Origin of the sequence: Pseudoalteromonas peptidolytica (assembly GCF_012641745.1) — a bacterium.
Classification (GTDB): domain Bacteria; phylum Pseudomonadota; class Gammaproteobacteria; order Enterobacterales; family Alteromonadaceae; genus Pseudoalteromonas; species Pseudoalteromonas peptidolytica.
This window is the reverse complement of record NZ_WEHZ01000036.1, coordinates 1-19,605: the sequence shown is the minus strand read 5'-3', so window position 1 is coordinate 19,605 and position 19,605 is coordinate 1. Positions and strand designations below refer to the sequence as shown.

14 protein-coding genes are annotated in these 19,605 nt (G+C 44.3%); 7 read left to right on the top strand and 7 right to left on the bottom strand.

The features are described from left to right. Window positions 1-188: 188 nt before the first annotated feature. From F9Y84_RS22590 to F9Y84_RS18735, 6 genes are all read right to left on the bottom strand, one after another. Window positions 189-305: a LytTR family DNA-binding domain-containing protein gene (locus tag F9Y84_RS22590; RefSeq protein WP_345719117.1), complete on the bottom strand. Its 117-nt coding sequence runs from the start codon at window positions 303-305 to the stop codon at window positions 189-191. Next, the gene (locus tag F9Y84_RS18755; RefSeq protein ID WP_225740647.1) at window positions 305-592 is read right to left on the bottom strand and encodes a hypothetical protein; all 288 of its coding nucleotides are present in this window, start codon (window positions 590-592) and stop codon (window positions 305-307) included. Before F9Y84_RS18755 ends, F9Y84_RS22590 begins: the two co-directional genes overlap by 1 nt. Window positions 593-605: 13 nt before the next feature. Then, window positions 606-2,606, bottom strand: a complete 2,001-nt coding sequence (locus F9Y84_RS18750) for a TonB-dependent receptor plug domain-containing protein (RefSeq protein WP_147389301.1) — start codon at window positions 2,604-2,606, stop codon at window positions 606-608. Between the two features lie 139 nt (window positions 2,607-2,745). Beyond that, window positions 2,746-3,522 (bottom strand): LytR/AlgR family response regulator transcription factor, encoded by a 777-nt coding sequence (locus F9Y84_RS22585; RefSeq protein WP_147389302.1) that lies wholly within the window; start codon window positions 3,520-3,522, stop codon window positions 2,746-2,748. Window positions 3,523-3,654: 132 nt separating this feature from the next. Continuing rightward, window positions 3,655-4,980, bottom strand: coding sequence for a sensor histidine kinase (locus F9Y84_RS18740; protein WP_147389303.1), 1,326 nt, complete (start codon window positions 4,978-4,980; stop codon window positions 3,655-3,657). A 10-nt stretch (window positions 4,981-4,990) separates the two neighbouring features. Beyond that, window positions 4,991-6,394 (bottom strand): sigma-54-dependent transcriptional regulator, encoded by a 1,404-nt coding sequence (locus F9Y84_RS18735; protein WP_147389312.1) that lies wholly within the window; start codon window positions 6,392-6,394, stop codon window positions 4,991-4,993. Between the two features lie 249 nt (window positions 6,395-6,643). Here F9Y84_RS18735 and F9Y84_RS18730 point away from each other — a divergent pair, with 249 nt between their 5' ends. The 5 genes from F9Y84_RS18730 to F9Y84_RS18710 all read left to right on the top strand — a co-directional run bounded on the left by F9Y84_RS18730 (window position 6,644) and on the right by F9Y84_RS18710 (window position 13,900). Then, window positions 6,644-7,897, top strand: a complete 1,254-nt coding sequence (locus F9Y84_RS18730) for an efflux RND transporter periplasmic adaptor subunit (RefSeq protein WP_147389304.1) — start codon at window positions 6,644-6,646, stop codon at window positions 7,895-7,897. A 10-nt stretch (window positions 7,898-7,907) separates the two neighbouring features. Continuing rightward, complete coding sequence (locus tag F9Y84_RS18725) at window positions 7,908-8,615, top strand: ABC transporter ATP-binding protein (protein WP_147389305.1); 708 nt, start codon at window positions 7,908-7,910, stop codon at window positions 8,613-8,615. Beyond that, on the top strand, window positions 8,615-11,011 hold the full coding sequence (locus F9Y84_RS18720; protein WP_147389306.1) for an ABC transporter permease: 2,397 nt from the start codon (window positions 8,615-8,617) through the stop codon (window positions 11,009-11,011). The genes F9Y84_RS18725 and F9Y84_RS18720 overlap by 1 nt, the downstream gene beginning before the upstream one ends. A 27-nt stretch (window positions 11,012-11,038) precedes the next feature. Beyond that, the gene (locus tag F9Y84_RS18715; RefSeq protein WP_147389307.1) at window positions 11,039-13,426 is read left to right on the top strand and encodes an ABC transporter permease; all 2,388 of its coding nucleotides are present in this window, start codon (window positions 11,039-11,041) and stop codon (window positions 13,424-13,426) included. 153 nt (window positions 13,427-13,579) lie between these two features. Continuing rightward, complete coding sequence (locus F9Y84_RS18710; RefSeq protein ID WP_125250786.1) at window positions 13,580-13,900, top strand: DUF6482 family protein; 321 nt, start codon at window positions 13,580-13,582, stop codon at window positions 13,898-13,900. A gap of 117 nt (window positions 13,901-14,017) precedes the next feature. On the opposite strand, the gene F9Y84_RS18705 is transcribed toward F9Y84_RS18710, so the two are convergent. Then, window positions 14,018-15,901: a PKD domain-containing protein gene (locus F9Y84_RS18705; RefSeq protein WP_147389308.1), complete on the bottom strand. Its 1,884-nt coding sequence runs from the start codon at window positions 15,899-15,901 to the stop codon at window positions 14,018-14,020. A 149-nt stretch (window positions 15,902-16,050) separates the two neighbouring features. Between F9Y84_RS18705 and F9Y84_RS18700 the strand changes: the two genes are divergently transcribed. Together F9Y84_RS18700 and glmS are read left to right on the top strand one after the other, a co-directional pair. Beyond that, window positions 16,051-16,833: a DeoR/GlpR family DNA-binding transcription regulator gene (locus F9Y84_RS18700; protein WP_147389309.1), complete on the top strand. Its 783-nt coding sequence runs from the start codon at window positions 16,051-16,053 to the stop codon at window positions 16,831-16,833. Window positions 16,834-16,845: 12 nt separating this feature from the next. Then, entirely contained in the window at window positions 16,846-18,666 is a 1,821-nt protein-coding gene (gene glmS / locus F9Y84_RS18695; RefSeq protein ID WP_125250783.1) for a glutamine--fructose-6-phosphate transaminase (isomerizing), read from the top strand. Window positions 18,667-19,605 lie beyond the last annotated feature (939 nt).

The following is a 19,605-nucleotide window of genomic DNA, read 5'->3' as shown; positions in this document are numbered from 1 at the left end:
AGCCTGAACCACATAAGATTGTATATAAGTTCGGTGCAAATGCAAAAATAGACACCTTACTTGCTGCGGCTGTGTAGTGTAGAGCGGTGAAATGGATACAAAATGAACTTTAGCGTTACAGTATTTAGCATTGAGCAATAATATTGACGCAATCAACTTTAGTAGCGTGATGATTGCGTATTGTTCACTTATTCAAGACGTAGCTGTTGCTTAAATTGGGCTTTATAGGTTCGCGAAAGCGTTAAGACTTTCCCACTTTGCAATGTGATTTCGCTGTCACCGCTGGCGAGTGGCGTAATACTCACTACTTGAGAGACATTAATGGTATTTCATCTTCATCGCTTCGTTGTGTTATTGGGTGTGCTTCGCCAGATATATGAGAAATACTAAATTGATAACCAGTTATAACAGCAATAAAGAACACCAGAATCCAAGCATCCTTTTGATATTCATAGATAAGTTCAAACCAAAAAAGGTGAAAGTGGTGATCTAGTTGTAAACTAAAATAAATCGTTTCATGTAATAACACCATGATGCCAACACGGCCAAAACAAAATAACAGTGAGGCAATAAAAGTGGGGCCAATAGGCACGATTAGTATCGGCCTACCAACTTCCGCTTAGCGTGAGCGCAAACTCTGGTGGTACACGTTCACGAATCGTTTCCATGGCACTTACGCTGCCCGTCCGTGAGGCGTTGTAATATAAGCGTCGATATTCGTATCTAGACGTGAGTGGCGAAGCTTCTAGATTGAGCTTAACGCGTTGGCTTACTTGAAGCTGCGCTTGTATAGTCAATTGCAATGAGCCTGATTCAATAAACTGCTCATCGGGGTAATATTCCCGATAACTATCCCCGCTGGAAATCTCAGCGCTCCAAGAAAAGCGATTAAAGCGTTGTCGAAGCTGCACGCTAGCCCAATGTGGAACAGTCCCGTTAATCGTACGTTTTCCTGTGAGCGCGTCACGGTATGATGCGTCTCGATAACTATAATCAAGATTGAGCTGACAGTTGTTGATCCAGCTTGATAAGTCTAGATTAACCGCACCATCTAGCCCCCAAAGTGCGGCATCCCCAGCATTTGCAACTATGCTTTCACCTCGATTATCTTGCTGATATTCATGCACATCTTTTTGCCACTGATAAAAAGGTTTAACGTTAAAATGCCATCTTTCACCTTCTTCAATATCAATTTGCAGCGCAAGTTCAGTGTACTGCATTGGCTTTATTTCAAGGTTGCCAAACTGTAAGCGGCCAAATCCCGCGTTGAGCTCTGGTAAAAAAAGTGAAAAATCGAGCTGTTCCACTTCATGTTTTAAGGTGGTCGTAAGCTGAATGTGTTTTGTTGCGTCATAATTTAATCGCACCAACGGCTTGGCGATGAGATGCTGAATATCTTCACTCTTACTACTATTGGTCGAAAGTGTAGCCTGCTCGGCTGCTAGTTTGCTGTATAACCGCCATTTCGGTGAAAGCGACCAAGTAAAAGCAGCAAAGGGCTCAAAACTTAGCTCTTTTATCGTGCTGTGTAACTGCTCCTCGGGCAATAGTGTGTTGGCATTTACGCGATTGATACTGGCCTCAAGGCCGTACTCCGAGACAGCGTCGTTTACCATCAGGCGAATTACTCGCTCGTCAGTACGCTTATACTGTGTGAAGCTCGGTATTGAAAGTTGCGCAGAGAGACCATCAAGCATGTGCAACTCATTCTTTTGTTTTGAGTAGTAGCCTGTAAGCTGTGTGCTCCAGCGCTGACCTTGCCACTGCCTATCGATAGACATTTCGCTAGTGTCTGTTTTATCGCGCTCTTGCGAAAACGCAGATTCAACATTACTGGATGAAGTTGGTGTGCGGTACAGCCATTCGTATTGCGATTGCAAGTTGTCTTTTACAGCCTGAACATTGAGCGTTAGGGCACCATCCTGAATGGTTTTGTGGCTGGTAAGTGAGAGCGTTATTCGCTCACTTTGCTCTTTAAATGTTTCTTCGCTCTTTTCTTCGAGTGTGTTATCAGGCGCGAACAGCTGACCTTGGCTAGTGCTTTTATACGGCTCATCTTGAACTTGAATATGACCGCTGTGTGTCCATTGCCCTTTAGGTAATACAAACCCCGCCATTGCTATTATACCAGTGGAGGCGCTGGCATTTATTGCACTACCTAGTTGCCAATTATAGGCATTGGTTTTTTCATCACGAATGATGTTAACAACTTGATTGTATTGCTTAAGTGAAGGAAATGGGTGGTGACTTAGGTATACTTCTAGCGCAACGATTTGGTCAACGGGAAGTTGTTTTAAATACTCCGATACCGATCCAGACTTTACGCGGATCTCCATGCCATTTAATAAAATATTGGCAGAGCTGCCTCCGAGGCCGCGCTCACCACTTTGTTCAATGAGTGTGAATGATGGTAAGCGCTCAATGGCTGCAAGTGCATCTTGTGCTGCAAACTGTTGTAGTGAACTTCCAGCATAAACACTCGGTTTAGCGTTATCCATATTGGCATAAACACTCGGTTTAGCGTTATCCATATTGGCGTAAACGCTGCTACTTATGACGCTCATTACAGCGAAATAGGCCGCCGTGGAGGGATGAAATCGTGTCATTGTTCCTCTTTGAATAAAAAACTCTCCATTGCGCTATTAAAAATAAAAAAGCAGATAAAACAAATTATTAGGTACGTAAGGTGGTTTTATGGGACGGATCGACGGGAAACCGTAAGCGGGTTCACATCGCTCGCTGGTGTTATGCGGCCTGAGAAAGTGTATCGAAGCGTGACTTTAGTGCTTTCTTGTAACCTTTACTCAAGCTAATTTGCGCGCCCGTTGATAACTTGATGATGGCATTGCCAGATGCTTTGGTGATGATACGTTCAACATAGGCCAGATTAACTAAATAAGAGCGGTGGGTGCGCATAAACATATCGGTTGGCAGCATGGCTTCAAACTGAGATAAGGTTGCTCGCTTGAGGTATTGGTGCGACTCGGTATGAATTTCAACATAGTTTTTAGCAGCCACTATGTGCACTATATCTTTGATCTGTACAAATGACTTATCGCCGCCTAAATCCACAAGTAAACGTTGATTTATCGCGGTGCTATTGTTTTCTTCGTTGCTTTCAATACGGATAAACTTGTTCCAAACCATAAAGCAGACGTAGATCACCAACGGGTATAATGGTGCAAAATAATACAAGGTGTAGGGAATATCATCGCGATAAACGAGATAGTCGAATCCAGCTTGTATAGACATGCTCAGCACGAATAAAGCCGAGCAGCAAACAAGGTAATCACGCCAACATACTTTATTCTGTTGGCTGAGTTTATTTAGCCATAAGAAGAGTATAGGCGTGTAAATATACCAAAGTCCCCACTCCTGCAGGGCCCACCAGATAGGGTTATTCAGCCGCTCACTTTCTACCTCAACCCAATCGTGCAGCAAGTCGATTGCGGTTAAAAATATGATGACGGCAGTCCAGCCAACTCCAGTAATAGTAAGAATAGGTTTATATACGGTGTGCACGAACTTTTCCCTAAATTAGATACTTCTAGTTTACCGACTTTTTATAAGTTCACAAATCTTCAAGGCTAGACCTAGCCTGTGGTCTTATTTGCCTTGAACTAAAGATAAGTCCTTAAGCAAAGCTCAAGTCAGTTAACCAAATACGCATCTGAAGCATGCGCCTTGTTCGCGCTGAAGGTAAATTAAGTCGCCGCCATGATTAATCATAATTTGTCTCGAGAGGCTTAAGCCAATCCCCGAGCCTTGTTGTTTAGTGGTAAAAAACGGCACGAAAATCATGTCGACTACATGTTCGGCAATGCCAGGGCCATTGTCGCTTATTTCTATATAGTGCTGGCCTGCGTTATTGGCTCCAGTTTTCAACACCACTTGGCGGGTGTTTCGCTGATCTTCGTCATTGCGTTGCTGCACCGCTTCAATGGCATTTTTGGTTAAGTTAATAAGTACTTGCTCAATCTGGGCCGTGTCTAACATCACCAGTTGGGAGTGGCTAACATCAAGCTGTAAGTCTATGTTCGCTTGATGACAGCTTTGTTGATGTAACTGATAGATACCCTCTACCAGCGGCGCAAGCTGGGCAGGTTGCAGCGCTGGACTTGGTAAATTACTCACCGTTTTAAAACGAGCGATAAAAGCACCTAAATATTCAGTGCGCTTTGCCAGTGTTTGTAACGCTAACGCTAAATCTTGTTTATCTTCTTCATCGTCAAAACTCAGTGTGTCGGGCAAGAGTCCCTCACAGGTTTGTGCAATGGATGACAGAGGTGTAATAGAGTTAGCCACCTCATGCGTAAGCACTTTGGTGAGGCGCTTATAGGCTTGCTGCTCTTTGTTTTGTAAAGCATCGCGAATGGATTGTAAGGTGACAATTTTACGAATTTGCCCTTGGATCTGTGCTGACGTTATTTGTATAGACAAGTTATCTTGTTGCTCGCCATATTGCCAATTTGCTATCGTTTTCAAACTGTTATCGCACTCATTAACCAGTGGGGCGATATCTTCTAAATCTTCGCTGTGATTAATGGGTTTACCGAGTAGCCGAGTTACCGCTGGGTTTGATTCAATCATCTTCCCCTCGCTGTCGAACACCAAAACCGCTAAGTCGATATGCACTAGCAAGGTTTGTAAAAAGTGAGCTTGTTGCTCGGCGCTCAACCGCGCGCTTTGGAGCCTATCTTTTATTTCTTCCAAGAGTGTTCGCATTGGATGATGTTGACTCAAACCTAGGGAACTATCACCGTTAGCAAGAGCCTTAAGCACAAAGCGCATCTGCTTGTTTTGCTTATTAAATTGATAATACAAAGACAGCACAAAGGCACCAGCAATTAGGGTAATGAGGAGCCATGTTGCTGAGAATCCTGCTTGTATATACAAATAAAAAGAAGCACCGCTGCTCAGCAATAGTGCAAAAATAGTGAGCATGAAAATGACAGTTGGGTGCTGGGTTAAGCGAACCATATCGTGCAACCTACAAGTTATACTTATCTAATCGTCGATACATGGCACCACGCGTTAACCCAAGCGCTTTTGCTGCACTTGATACGTTACCTTGATAGTGCTTTAACGCTGCCCGTACCGTGCGCTGTTCGATTTCCTCTAGATTGAAGGTGTCAGTTATCTGGGTATTGTCTCTCCCTTTGGAGTCGGTTGAAGGCGACGGGCGCGCTGCGGTATTGATAACTGTGCTGATGTCCAAGTATTCACTTTCACTTAAGATCACCGCACGCTCTATCGCATGTGCCAACTCTCTTACGTTACCCGGCCATGGATATGCTTGTAGGCTTTGCATATCCATCGGGTTTACCTCAAGTTGTCTTTTATATTTTTGGCAAAAGTGGGCTAAGTAATAATCCACCAACAGCGGAATATCCTCAGCGCGCTCACGCAGGGGTGGGAGGCGGATCTCTATGGTGTTGATCCGATATAATAAATCTTGTCTAAATCGACCTTCGTCAACGGCTTGTTGAAGATTGTCATTGGTGGCACAGATAAGCCGTATATCTACAGAAATGGCTTTACTTCCTCCCACAGGTGTCACTTGTCGATTTTGTAACGCTGCCAACAATGTCGCTTGTTGGGCTAGGGGAAGATTACCCAGCTCATCTAAAAATAAACTGCCTTGATGTGCCAACTCGAAACGGCCAACCTTATCACTTTTGGCATCGGTAAATGCGCCTTTTTTATGTCCAAATAGCTCACTTTCGAACAAACTCTCGGAGACTGCGCCCATATCAAGACTGATAAAGGCATTGTGATGACGCATACTCGCCTGATGAATTGCATGTGCGGCGAGCTCTTTGCCAGTACCACTTTCACCGGTTATCAAAATATTAGCGTCAGTTTGCGCAGCGCGCTCAATAGTGCGAAACACCGTTTGCATCGCCGGACTTTGACCTAAAAAGGAAAATTGATGACCTCCAGATTGATTGAGCGCTTGGTTCAGCCCTTGGGTCTGGCGAGTTAATTTACCTACTTGTTGTTTATCTTTGGCGTGCGCGAAGGCAGCCGCAACAGCACCAAGAAGCTGATCGTTTTGCCATGGTTTAGCGATAAAATCAGCGGCACCGGCTTTAATGGCATCAACGGCAAGTTGTATATCGCCGTAGGCAGTCATTAGCAGCACTACAATGCTTGGGTCTTGTGCAACGATTTTCTGTAACCAGTAAAACCCTTCTTTGCCACTGATTGCGTCTTGACTAAAGTTCATATCAAGTAAGATCACGTCTATTTGTTGCGTGTTGATTTGCGCTTCAATATCAAACGGATTATCTGTTGTGAGGACTTGCTGATAGTGCTTTTTCAGCAACAGTTTTGCTGCAATGAGAATATCGGTGTTGTCATCAACGATTAATACGGTGCCTTCCTGCTTCATATCCTGAGTGCTTTGTTTTTCTTTTAGCGTACCGCATTCGCTCAAGTGGCGTCCACGAAAAGTGTTCATTTATGGACAGGCTAAGCAACTTAAAGTGTTCTATTTTCGGACACTCTTGGTATGGGAATATTATTTTTTATCAATTAAGTTGTTGTTATTTAAATCAATTATCACTTTGGCACAGAGCTTGATAACAGTTACAGATATAACCAGAAATAAGCTAACCGACATAGAACAAGAGGTGTGATTATGGATAAGAAAATTGAACGTTCAGGATTACAAAAACATCTAAAAAAAGTGATTGCAGGGGGCGTGCTATTAGGCGTTGCTGCGGCTGCATTTGCCTTTACCAACACCGCTTCTTCCGGTCGTAGTCAAAACTTATCGCTCAGTAGCGTCACGGTCGCTACCGTCAGCAAAGGTGCATTTATTGATGCCCTCAGTTTGCGTGGTCAAGTTGTACCAAAGACAACGATTTATCTCGATACCATTGCAGGTGGTCAAGTTGAAGAACGTTTAGTCGAGCAGGGCGAATATGTGGAGGTCGGTCAGCCGTTGGTAAGACTGAGCAATACCAGTTTACAGCTAGACGTGATGAGTCGCGAAGCGCAAGTAACAGAGCAGCTTAACTTCCTAAGAAACACCCAAATGACGATGGAAACCAGTCGCCTTAATTTACGCCGTGACTTGCTGGAAATTGACTTACAAATTAGCCACTTAGAACGTCGTTATAAACAGTCAAAGCCGCTTGTTGAAAAGGGTGTGTTGGCAACCGATAGGCTCTCTGAAATTGAAGATGATCTCACCTACTACAAAGCGCGCAAAGAGTTAACATTAGAGCGCCAAGCACAAGAAAACTCAATTCGTCAGGTACAAGTGGAGCAATTAGAAGACAGTGCTGACATGCTGCAAAAAAACCTACAGTTTGCGCGTAAGAATCTTGAGAATCTGCTGATTAAAGCCCCTGTTTCTGGATACCTGAGCGAGCTAGACGTTGAAATTGGTGAGTCCAAAGGCAAAGGGGCGCGTTTAGGTCAAATTGATATTCCAAATGAATACAAGCTGGTTGTCCGCCTCGATGAGTTTTACTTAAATCAAGTACAGCCTGAGATGGCAGTCAATGTGATGTTGGATAGTGGCTTGGTTCACGCCAAGGTCAGCAAAATTGATAGCCGAGTGTCGCAGTCACAGTTTCAAATCGAGGTGGCTTTACCGAGTGGCCAAAGTGATATTAAACGCGGGCAAAGTATAGACATTGAACTTATGCTCGGCGGCAATAAAGAAAATGCGGTACTGCTGAAGCGCGGTGCATTTTTTACCAGCTCGGGCGGTAATTGGGTGTATGTCTTGTCTCATGATGGCAAAACTGCACAGCGTCGTGACATTCGCCTAGGCAAAAAGAATCAAGATTATTACGAAGTGTTAGACGGTCTCACACCTGGTGAGCAAGTGATCACCTCAAGTTATAGCAACTTCGACAAAGCGCAACAACTACATTTCTAAGGATATAACAATGATAAAACTAACTAATCTAAACCGTGTATTTCGTACTCAAGACATTGAAACAACTGCGCTGAACAATATCAATTTAGTGGTTAATGAAGGTGAGTTTGTCGCTATCATGGGGCCCTCTGGCTGCGGTAAATCAACACTGCTGTCTATTCTTGGTATGTTGGATTCTCCGACGTCGGGTCGGTTTGAATTTGCTGGTACTGATATTTCCGGTTACAGCGAAAAGCAGCTTTCACAACTGCGCAAAGCATCCATAGGGTTTGTTTTTCAAAGCTTTAACTTAATTGATGAGTTAACGGTATTTGAAAATGTAGAGCTGCCGCTGCAATACCAAAATATCTCGAAAAAGGAACGTAAGCAGCGTGTAGAACAAATCTTGAAACGCGTTGCGATTGATCATCGTGCCGACCATTTACCACAGCAACTGTCTGGCGGTCAGCAGCAGCGTGTGGCCGTTGCAAGAGCGCTGGTGATCAATCCAAAGCTTATCTTAGCGGATGAACCGACAGGTAACTTAGACTCAAAAAATGGTGAAGAAGTCATGGCGATGTTGCGCGAGTTAAATCGCGAAGGCACCACGGTGATCATGGTGACACACTCTGAAAAAGAAGGCGGTTATGCCGACCGGCTTGTGCGCTTACTTGATGGCCAAGTCATGCTAGACAAAGCGAATGCACACGGGCAGCCCCCGAAAAGTGAGGTTGCATAATGATAGCGAACTATCTTATTACAGCGCTGCGTGCTTTTAAGCAGCAAAAACAGCACTTTGTGTTGAATGTTTTAGGTTTGAGCGTAGGGTTAGCGGCGGCTATTTTAGTGGCTTTGTTTGCAAAAAATGAGCTCGCTTATGATAGCCAGCAGCCAAATGCGGATCGTGTCTATCGAATCAGCCAAGACTTTTCTGAGTTGGGGTTGGCCGTTGTACCTATTTTTAATTATTCCAATGCAAGACTAGCGCTTGAGTATAGCCAAGTTGAGGACGTGTTTGGTTTGACCATGGTAGAGTTTACCCGTGAGGCGATGGTGGATGTTCGAGTGCGAGAGCAGGGATATAAGCTAAATGCGCTTTACGGCGCGACGCCAAATATCGAAAGCTTTATTGACATAAACACATTATCAGGTGACTTGAAGAATGCTTTGAGTACGCCAAACAGCATTGCGTTGAGCGAATCTGAAGCACTAAGAATATTTGGTAGTGTTGGTATCATTGGAAACACTTTACAACATCAAAGTGGTCAATATACGGTACGAGCTGTATTTGCAGATCTCCCTGATAACACCCACTTTGCATTTAAAAACCTTGTCCACGTAAAGCATGACCCCACTAAGCTTGGCATGAATAGTAGCTATGTGTATGTGCGTCTTGCACCCAATACCGATGTTGCTGCATTGGAAAAGACACTCTCAGAGCGCTACTACTATGAAGAGATGGCGGGCAAAATCTCGATTAACCTACATCCGCTACTTGCACTGCACTTAACGGCTAAGTCACCGTTTGAAATGAAAGCCGGTGGCGCGAAGCAGGTGGTCATGATCTGTGTGGGATTAAGTGTGCTGTTGATTTTGATTGCAAGCTTTAACTTTATCAACATGACCGTAGCCCAATCCGCAAAACGAGCTAAAGAAGTAGGGGTACGCAAGGCGCTGGGTGCCAGTAAAACGCAGTTAGTGATCCAGTTTTTATCTGAGTCGGTACTTGTTGCACTCTTCTCAACCATACTGGCCTGTGTGTTGGTAGAGCTATTATTACCGAGTTTTAATGGCTTGGTCGACCGTGTTTTGTTTATTGATTATGTTTCCCCTTTTGGTGGGGCGATTTTTGTGGTAGCGATGAGTGTTGGGGTTTTAGCTGGTCTGTACCCTGCATTTTTTATGTCGTCATTTAGTGCCAAGCGAGTACTGAGTGGCGATCTTCAGCGTGGTAATACTGCTATTTTTGTACGTAAGAGCTTACTTACTCTTCAAGCCTCTCTATCTATAGGTTTGATCATTGCGTCAGCAACGTTATTGCAGCAGCTTGCGCATTTACAAAGCTTACCTTTGGGCTATCAAACAAAGCAGCGTTTAGTTATCTCGGAACTGCCTGTCGAGGACGTATTCACCAAGCAACCAAGCTCATTGGTAAATCGCATTACTGCCATCGAAGGAGTCGAATTAGCAACGATACTGGATACCCGTCTGACCGTATCAATTAATAATACGCTACAGCCAACGTGGCCTAATGGAGAAGCGTCCCAAAGTTTAACCCCTGTGATTGGCTCAGGGTTCAATATTGTTAAAGGGTTGGGGTTAACATTATTGGCAGGACGCGACTTTAGCCCTGAATATAGCAGTGATTGGGCGTATCGAGAAAATGGCGTCACGAAAGTCAGCACAATTATCAGTGAACAAGTGGCCAAGCAGGCGGGCTATCACAATGTCGCCGATATCATAGGCAAAACCATCAAAGATACGGGTCGCAGTGTGGATATGTTGGTTGTTGGTGTGGTTGAGGATGTCAAAGTTGGTAATACCAAAGATGCCAGCAGTAATATCATGTTTTTATGTGGATTTAGCTATTTATCATCAGTTTCAGAGCTGATTTTAACGATAAACCCGCACCGTTTGCCTGAAATTACCACCCAAGTCACGGCGGCGTTAGCAGACGTTGCTGATCTTTACGAACCAAAAATCAATCTGTTGGAAGATAACTACAAAGCAGTACTAAAAGCAGATGAACGAGTCTCACAAGTGGTGCTGATTTTTACCACTTTGGCTGTGTTTTTAACGTGTTTGGGCACATTTGGTTTGGCTTCTTTTGCAACGGTACGTCGGCAAAAAGAAGTTGCGGTTCGTAAAGTGCTGGGAGCATCAAGAGTCAGTATCGTTAATATTCTAGCAAAAGAGTTTTTAATGCTAGTTGCGGTGAGTGTCGCTATTGCCTATCCGGTTACATATTGGTTAGTAGGAGATTGGCTTGCAAACTTTAACGATCGTATTACTCAAGACTTTTGGGTATATGGTATTGCGGCATTCGCGGTCGCGGGGATCACCTGGCTAACGGTTGCGACGCTTGCATTTAAAGCCGCAAGTATGCGTCCGTCATTAATTTTACGTTATGAGTAAAAGGTGCTTAAGGGCTAAGGAAGAAAAATGATTATTGCCAATTTACACACTGCGTTGCGGGTTGCAAAAAAGCAAAAGTTACACTTTATACTCAATGTATTAGGGTTTTCTGTAGGGGTGTCTGCTGCACTCCTCATTTTACTTTACACTTTGCATGAGCTTTCTTTTGATACATTTCAGCCTAATGCCGAGCGGGTGGTTCGTGCTGAGGCCGACTTTTCGTCATTAGGGCTCGGTACTGTGCCGACAATTAACTATCCGCGCTTGCTAAAAGCCAAAGAGCTCGCACAGGTTGAAGATATATTTGCGTTATTTAAAGCAAAAAATCATGATCCTGCATTGGGGTATGTAAGCGCTGGCGCAAATCAGTTTCAGCTTAATAATCTCTATGTTGCTTCAAGTAATATCTTAGATTTTATCGATCTCAAGGTGCTCGATGGTAATATCGAACTTGCCTTGAGTACGCCAGAGCAGCTGGTATTAAGTCGCTCAGAAGCAATGCGTTTATTTGGCCGTGTTGACGTTGTTGGGCAGCGCTTACATTATCAATATGGTGTATATACGGTGGCAGCGGTTTTTGAAGATCTTCCTCTAAACACCCATTTTGCTTTTGATAGCCTGATCCATTCCAAGAAAACGAGTGAAAACTTGTATGTACACATGCACTATGTGTATTTGCGCCTTAATACCGTGGCAGATATTGCCTCTTTAGCAGAAGAGATCACCACATTGTTTGTGATGGATGGGGAAAAGGGTATACTTTCGATTAATTTATCCCCACTTGCTGATCTACATTTATATCATGATGCTCTATCGGAGATGCGATCCGGCGGCAATCCACAAGCGATTATTGCCAGTATCATACTGAGTATCGCGCTTTTATGTGTAGCAGCTATCAATTTTATCAATCTCAGTATTGCACAAAGCGGTAGCCGCATTAAAGAAGTGGGGATCAGAAAGTCTCTGGGCGCTTCTAGCGGCCAACTCTTTTGGCAGTTTCTTTGTGAGTATCTGCTGATTGCGATTGTTACTTGTATTATAGGTGCTGCGGTTATTGAGTTGAGCTTACCTTGGTTCAACTATCTTGTGGATAGAACGCTGCAATTTGCTTTTTTTAGCTGGCAAGGTGGTTTATTAATGCTGCTCTCTCTGAGCGTGAGCTTATTGGCTGGGATTTATCCTGCTTTGTATCTTTCTCGCTTGAGCCCTAAAGTAATGTTGCAAGGTGACACGTCTGCATCGGGAGGAGCTGTGTGGCTGCGTAAGGTTTTACTGGTGTCACAGTTTGTCATTGCAACAGCCCTGATTGTTGGTGCCATCACGTTGCCACAACAATTAAGCTTTTTGCAGACCTTGTCACCAGGATATGATGCTGAAAACCGCCTATATATCAGGGCGCTACCTAAAAACGAAGTGTTGTCAGGCCCTCATTCACCTTTGCTAGATGCAATTGAAAAGATTGCAGGAGTTAAACAAGTTGGCCCCCTAGATACGGACTTAACCCATGACATTCAATATAGTTTTAAACCCACCCTACCAAACGGCGAAGTATCTCCTGAGTCAATCGCGGGTATTGGAGTAGGATTTAATGCAGTATCGCAACTGGGTTTGACCTTGGTAGCAGGCAGAGATTTTACCCCTCAATTTGCCTCAGACTGGTATGTGCGCAAAGACGGAGAGGCGTCTGTTAGTGTTATTGTCACCGAGTCTGTGACAAAACTAGCGGGGTTTGACACGCCCGATCAGATGATTGGGCAGTCTATGCAGCGTGGCACGATGACCATGACAGTTGTCGGGGTGGTGAAAGAGCTACAAATAGGAAATGCAAAGCGAAACAAAACCATGGCTATGTTTTTGCCTGGCTACAGTTTAGTACCCACTGCTGCCATTGTGGTCGAAGTAGAAAAGTCGCAGCAACAGTATGTTACTCAGCAACTTACACAGTTGTTAGCATCAAGGCTGGGCATATATGAGCCTGAAATTGAAGATATTGGCGCTAACTTTAGTGCAAATTTTAATGAAGATAGCCGTTTCATTCATATTATTCAGGCATTTAGTTTATTGGTTCTGGGGTTGGCAATGCTCGGTGTTGTTGGGCTAACTTCATTTACTATGCTAAAGCGACAAAAAGAAGTCGCAGTACGCAAAGTGCTAGGCGCATCACGAATTAGTATTGCGAACTTGTTGGCGAAGGAGTTTTTGTTCTTGGTTGTGATTGGCATCTTGATTGCTTTTCCCTTGGCATACTGGCTGGTGGGAGACTGGTTAGCAAACTTTAACGATCGGATTGAGCAAGCGCTGTGGGTATACGGTGTTGCTGCAATCTCGGTGGCCTTGGTGACTTGGCTGACGGTTGCGATACTTATCGTAAAAACGACTAGGACGCGACCTGCCTCAATCCTACGATATGAATAACAAGTAGGCAAAAATGGATTGGCGCATCAAAGCGCCAATTCACGCTGTTCCAAACCTATTACGCCATCCCATGTCATGAAGGAAAAACGCAAAGGTGAACCAAATTTGTCAGTGAGCCGTTTAATTAATAGCCAGTTAAACGAGGAGACCACTATGCTTGCTGCGACACTGAAAGAAAAAATTGCCAACAACGAATTACATGCCATTGTATTAAGCTATGCCGATTCAAATCACTACTTAGCTGGTGGTCAGGATGCCGATGGTAACTTGCACATTTTAATGTACGCTGAGGGCAAACTAACGCCATTTAATTCGCTTCGAGAAGCAGAAACAAAGCTGGCGGAGTTAGGTGCAACACAGGCATATCTTAGGGTGGAATCAGCGTATGATGAAATTGGCCCTGAAGACTCTGCTGGAACGCATATTAGCAATATGGAGCTGCGCCACTTGACTCCAAGTGCGGCTCCGATGTAATCGACCTTGCTTAAATATCACAAGTTATCTTGCTGTTTACCTGAGCGTTTAGGGTAATGAAAAGGCTTAAGTGCTCATGGTTGAACACGTAAGCCTAAAAATGGTCGTTTGGCAGCTTTACTCAACCGACAGCGTGACGACTTTAGTTGCAACTGCGGCAGATTTTTCATCTATAACGCTGAGTTTTACTTGGTGGTCGCCAGATACCGCTGGAGTGAAACGCAATGTTGCATCGTTTACAGCAGCGCCTTCAATCACTTTCCCTGACGGCTCGGTGACCGTCCAAAAATAAGTCAAGTGTTGTGTGTGACTGTCGGCGTCGACGACTGTCGAAGCGAGCTGCACCTCAGTGCCGACTTTCAGCATCCCTTGAGCGTCCAGTGCGGCAATGGTTGGTGCACCATTTTGAACTGCACGAACTTGGATAAACGCAGAAATATCAACCTCAACTTTACCATCAGAAACAGTGCAGTTCGGTACATAATTACCCACTTCATTAAAGGTAATTGACGCGCGATTGTCACTGCCGTTAATTACTGCAGTGCTGATTTCTGGCTTGGCTGAAAATGACCATTGGTAAGTGAGTGGATCACCGTCTTTATCTTCAGCTGAGATCTCAAATACTTTTGTTTGCCCTTCTAGTGCGACCGAAATTCTTGGGCTAATCGATACCGTGGGTTCATTATTTTCCGGAGTTGCTTTCACCATACCTGTGGCGGTGTCACTTAGCTCGCCGTTACTTACCTTCACAGAATAACGGTAATAACCTTCTCCATGAGGTGTAAAGGTTACCGTGTCGGTATTCTCATTGCTAACAGAATACGTTAACCCCGGCTCTCTTGGTTCAAATGTCCAAGCGTAAGTAAGCGGTCTACCACTTGCGTCTGTGCTACGTTTTGCGCTGAGCTCAATAGCCTCGTTGATTTTGGTTGACTCTGGCGCATCAACGAATACCAGCGGTGTGCGTGCTTCGCCATATTTTGCTGTTATTGTGTGGGTAGCTTCGCTCACACGGCCATACTCGTCTTTAAGACTAAAACGGATCTGATATTGCCCCGGTTTATCTAGTTGAGCAGAGGTAATAAAGCCACTTGGTGTTGCCATTTTTGCTTGGCTACCGCTTGGTTTGCTGTCAAAACTCCAAAGCGGTGTTACCGCGCGCGGATACTGACTACCCTCGCTTTTAAGCTCAACAAAGTTTACCGACCCTAATATGACCTCTGTTGGGGCGGAAATAACAGCTTTAAGCTCTGGCCTGTCGTCATACACTTCTATCTGTTTGGTGACGGTTTCTGAGTAGGTTTTGCCGTCATGCACTGTTAAGCTAATCGTGAATACGCCATAGTCTCTTCCTGCAAAAACGGCATATTCCCCTTCTGGGTTGATAAGGTGAAAGTCTAACGCATTGTTAGCGCTGCTCACTTGCCATTTATAAGAAAGGCGGTCGCCATCGGGATCTGAGCTGTCTTTCGCGCTTAGTGTGACTTGCTCACTTTTTACCGCGCGTTCTTTAAAAGGAGTAATTACCGCTTTTGGGGCGCGATTAGTGGGTTCAACAGGTTTATCAGTCACCTTGACTGACGCTTTAGCCGTTGACTCTTGTGAGGCAGACTTTATGGTCAGTTGAACCTCATAATCACCTGCTACATCGGCAACAAACTCGTTCAATAGACTGCTTTTATCAGCTATTTGTGCCGTACTATTTTGCGGCTTTGCTGTGATTGACCATGCCACCGTGGCGTTAGCAGAAACCACGCTGCTGGTTCCTATTAGCTTAACCGTAGCGCCAGTATAAACCGACTGAATTGGGCTTATCTTTGCCTCAAGCTGGGTGTTATCTGTATTGGAGTTATTGTTGTCGGTTGAGCTATCCGTACCAGTATTATTATTGCTATTACTGCTGTTATTGTTGTTAGCGGTAGCGCTTGAACCCCCTGAACCGCCACATGCTGTTAATGTCGCGCCAAGGAATAAAGCCAATAATATTAATCGTTTGTTCATTTAAATGTCCCTTTATACAATCCAAGAGCAGAAAAATACACGGTTTTTTTGTTTTATCTAGTTAAAATTTGTGCAGTGCAAAAATTAACTTGTTTACCCTAGAAAGTTTCGACTATAATTCGAATAAATTTCGAAACGAAACTTAATTGATGACAAAACGAAACACTCAACAGCGCAGACATACCATCCTTGCATGGGTAAATGAGTATGGTGAAGTCAGCGTAGAATCACTCGCGGCTGAGTTTGAAACATCAGAAGTTACGATTCGTAAGGATTTAACGGCACTAGAAAAAAGTGGCTTATTATTGCGCCGTTACGGCGGTGCTATTGCTCTCCCTAAAGAGATCACGGCGTCGGGTAAAGACGCGCAAGATTCAGCTCGTAAAACAGCCATCGCTAAAGCCGCCGCAGCGCTTATTAAAGATCACAATCGCATTATTATTGATAGTGGCAGAACCACTGAAACCTTGATCCCAGAGCTTGCGCAAAAGCGTGGCTTAGTTGTCATGACGAATGCGATGAATATTGCCAACCGCTTGTTATCACTTGAAAATGAGCCAACTTTATTGATGACCGGCGGGACATGGGATCCACATTCTGAATCATTTCAGGGGCAAGTTGCTGAACAAGTACTACAATCCTATGACTTTGATCAGCTTTTTATTGGTGCCGATGGCATTGATGTAGCGCGTGGCACTACGACCTTTAACGAGTTAATCGGGCTTAGCCGGGTAATGGCCAAATCTGCCCGTGAAGTCATTGTGATGGTCGAGTCTGACAAGATAGGCCGTAAAATTCCGAATTTAGAAATACCTTGGGCACAGATCACCACTTTGATCACCGACAACAACTTGGCAGATGACCTTCGCCAAGCGATCAAAGCACGTGGCATACAGCTTATCTGTGCTGAATTACACACAACGTGCAAATAAAATGGAGAGATTATGTGTGGAATCGTAGGCGCCGTTGCTGAGCGTCCAGTAAACAAAATTCTTATCGAAGGCCTAAAGCGTCTTGAGTATCGTGGTTATGACTCTGCGGGTGTTGCACTTTGCGAAGGCGGCGCGCTAAATAGTGTAAAAGCGGTAGGTAAAGTAGTAAACCTAGAGTCAGCCCTTGAAAACGCTGAAGTAAAAGGTACTACCGGTATCGCGCACACGCGCTGGGCAACTCACGGTGGTGTAACTGAGGCTAACGCGCATCCGCATATCTCTAACAGCGAAATCGCGCTGGTACACAACGGCATTATTGAAAATCACGAAGGCTTACGTAGTGCACTCAAAGAAGACGGCTATGAGTTTTTGTCTGACACTGACACCGAAGTAATGGTGCACCTGATCCATCAGCTTAGACAACAGCACACTACATTACTTGCTGCTGTGCAAGCCGCGGTAAAACAGCTTGAAGGTGCATACGGTACGGTATTATTTGATAAAGCCAACCAAGATGAAATCATCGTGGCACGCTCAGGCAGTCCACTGGTGATCGGCCTTGGCCTTGGTGAAAACTTTATCGCTTCTGATCAGCTCGCGCTATTACCAGTAACCCGCAGCTTTATCTTCCTAGAAGAAGGCGATGTAGCACGCATTACTCGCGAAACGGTAGAAATCTTCGACATAAACGGCAATCCTGTAGAGCGCGAAGTGGTTGAGTCTAACATCACGCAAGATGCGTCGGGCAAAGGTGAATATCGCCACTACATGCTAAAAGAAATTTACGAGCAGCCAATGGCTGTACGTAATACACTTGAAGGCCGTTTAGACAACGATCGCGTTAGTATCGACGCATTTGGCGACAAAGCCAATGAAATTTTTAAAGATGTAAAACACGTACAGATCATCGCATGTGGTACGTCTTACCACTCAGGCATGGTGGCGCGCTACTGGTTAGAGCAATTTGCAGGCGTAAGCTGTAACGTTGAAATTGCCTCAGAGTTTCGCTACCGCGACTCATTCGTGCATGAAAATAGCCTATTGGTAACTATTTCACAATCGGGTGAAACCGCAGACACGCTTGCGGCACTGCGTCTTGCCAAAGAGCAAGGCTATATGGCGTCAATGACCATCTGTAACGTACCAGGCTCATCACTTGTACGTGAGTCAGATCTTGCCTTTATGACCAAAGCAGGCGCTGAAATTGGGGTGGCATCAACCAAAGCCTTTACGACTCAATTAGTTGGCTTATTGATGCTAACGGCATCGATCGCGCAGGAAAAAGGCCGTGATCAAAGTGCAATCGTCAACGCTATCAAAACCCTGCCAACCAAGCTTGAAGAAACCCTAACGATGGCCGATGGTATTGAGCTACTTGCAGAGGAATTTGCCGACAAACATCACTCATTGTTCCTTGGCCGTGGTTCACAATACCCAATCGCAATGGAAGGTGCACTTAAGCTTAAAGAGATCTCCTATATCCACGCCGAAGCCTATGCAGCAGGCGAGCTAAAACACGGCCCGCTCGCGCTTATCGACGCAGATATGCCAATCATCGTCGTTGCACCAAACAACGAGCTGCTTGAAAAGCTCAAATCAAACGTTGAAGAAGTACGCGCACGCGGCGGCATCATCTATGTATTTGCAGACAAAGACTCAAACTTTGCCTCGGACGATACCATGCGAGTAATGAACGTCAATCACGTAGAAAACATCATCGCTCCGGTTGTCTATACAATCCCACTACAGCTACTTTCATACTATGTAGCCGTGATCAAAGGCACCGATGTTGACCAACCGAGAAACCTCGCAAAGAGTGTAACGGTAGAATAAGAAAAGGCGCGCAAGCGCCTTTTTTGTGGATGAACAATAAAGACTCACCCCGCACAATAAAGTATCATCCTAAGCAATATAGTTTCATACTGCTAGGTGGCAACTTGTAGCAGTAAAACTTTACCAGTTCTTGCTGCTTGTTCTACGAAACTGGTAAATTGTTTCGGTTTTTCACTGTTTTGTTTCGTAAAAGTGGCAGTTTGTTTGGTTTTTTACCACTTTTGTTTCGATAAGGTGGTAAATATTTCAGGTTCAGTATGAAACTTTATTATTTGAATTGAGTACGAATATAAGCTGCTACCTAAATCCAGTATGAATCTTTATTTCCCAGCTTCAAATTTACAAACCAAAACACAGACCATACAGCCCAATTCAGTATGAAACTTTATTGTAGGGCTACATTTCTTGTGGGTGAACAATAAAGTTTCACCCCATACAATAAAGTATCATCCTAAAATGGCAGCGATCATAGTCGATACGCTGCCATTCCTAAATCGAAAATGCCCCAAAACAAGCTAGAAAACTTTGCTCAACGGGGTATCATCGGCTCTGACCGAATATTGCTTAGTCAGCATAAATTTGACGATATGGTTTAAAAATGGCGAACGAGCTCTCATTAAGTTAGCTCTGAAAGTTGACTGTATTTATATACAGTTTCGCCGTACTTCTCCTATAGTCAAGAAAACGACCCTCTGGGTCGTTTTTATCCTTTTCATAATGATGAAAAATATCTGTATAGCAACAAGTTAGTTATTATGATAAAACTGGTACAATGAGATTAATGACCTATGACTCGGTAGAGAAACGACCCATTGGGTCGATATTAAATTGTTGAACTAAGCCGCTACGCGGAGATCCTACTCTCACCAACTGAGCCACACTTACCTTGAGGTTATCCCATAACTTGGAGGTAAGTCATGAACCCACTCATAGAACAAG

Bases quoted from the DNA above. Each gene is read 5' to 3' on its own strand.
- F9Y84_RS18750 (WP_147389301.1), bottom strand. From the start codon at position 2,606: ATGACACGATTTCATCCCTCCACGGCGGCCTATTTCGCTGTAATGAGC.
- F9Y84_RS18740 (WP_147389303.1), bottom strand. From the start codon at position 4,980: ATGGTTCGCTTAACCCAGCACCCAACTGTCATTTTCATGCTCACTATT.
- F9Y84_RS18735 (WP_147389312.1), bottom strand. From the start codon at position 6,394: ATGAAGCAGGAAGGCACCGTATTAATCGTTGATGACAACACCGATATT.
- F9Y84_RS18730 (WP_147389304.1), top strand. From the start codon at position 6,644: ATGGATAAGAAAATTGAACGTTCAGGATTACAAAAACATCTAAAAAAA.
- F9Y84_RS18725 (WP_147389305.1), top strand. From the start codon at position 7,908: ATGATAAAACTAACTAATCTAAACCGTGTATTTCGTACTCAAGACATT.
- F9Y84_RS18720 (WP_147389306.1), top strand. From the start codon at position 8,615: ATGATAGCGAACTATCTTATTACAGCGCTGCGTGCTTTTAAGCAGCAA.
- F9Y84_RS18715 (WP_147389307.1), top strand. From the start codon at position 11,039: ATGATTATTGCCAATTTACACACTGCGTTGCGGGTTGCAAAAAAGCAA.
- F9Y84_RS18710 (WP_125250786.1), top strand. From the start codon at position 13,580: ATGCTTGCTGCGACACTGAAAGAAAAAATTGCCAACAACGAATTACAT.
- F9Y84_RS18705 (WP_147389308.1), bottom strand. From the start codon at position 15,901: ATGAACAAACGATTAATATTATTGGCTTTATTCCTTGGCGCGACATTA.
- F9Y84_RS18700 (WP_147389309.1), top strand. From the start codon at position 16,051: ATGACAAAACGAAACACTCAACAGCGCAGACATACCATCCTTGCATGG.
- glmS (WP_125250783.1), top strand. From the start codon at position 16,846: ATGTGTGGAATCGTAGGCGCCGTTGCTGAGCGTCCAGTAAACAAAATT.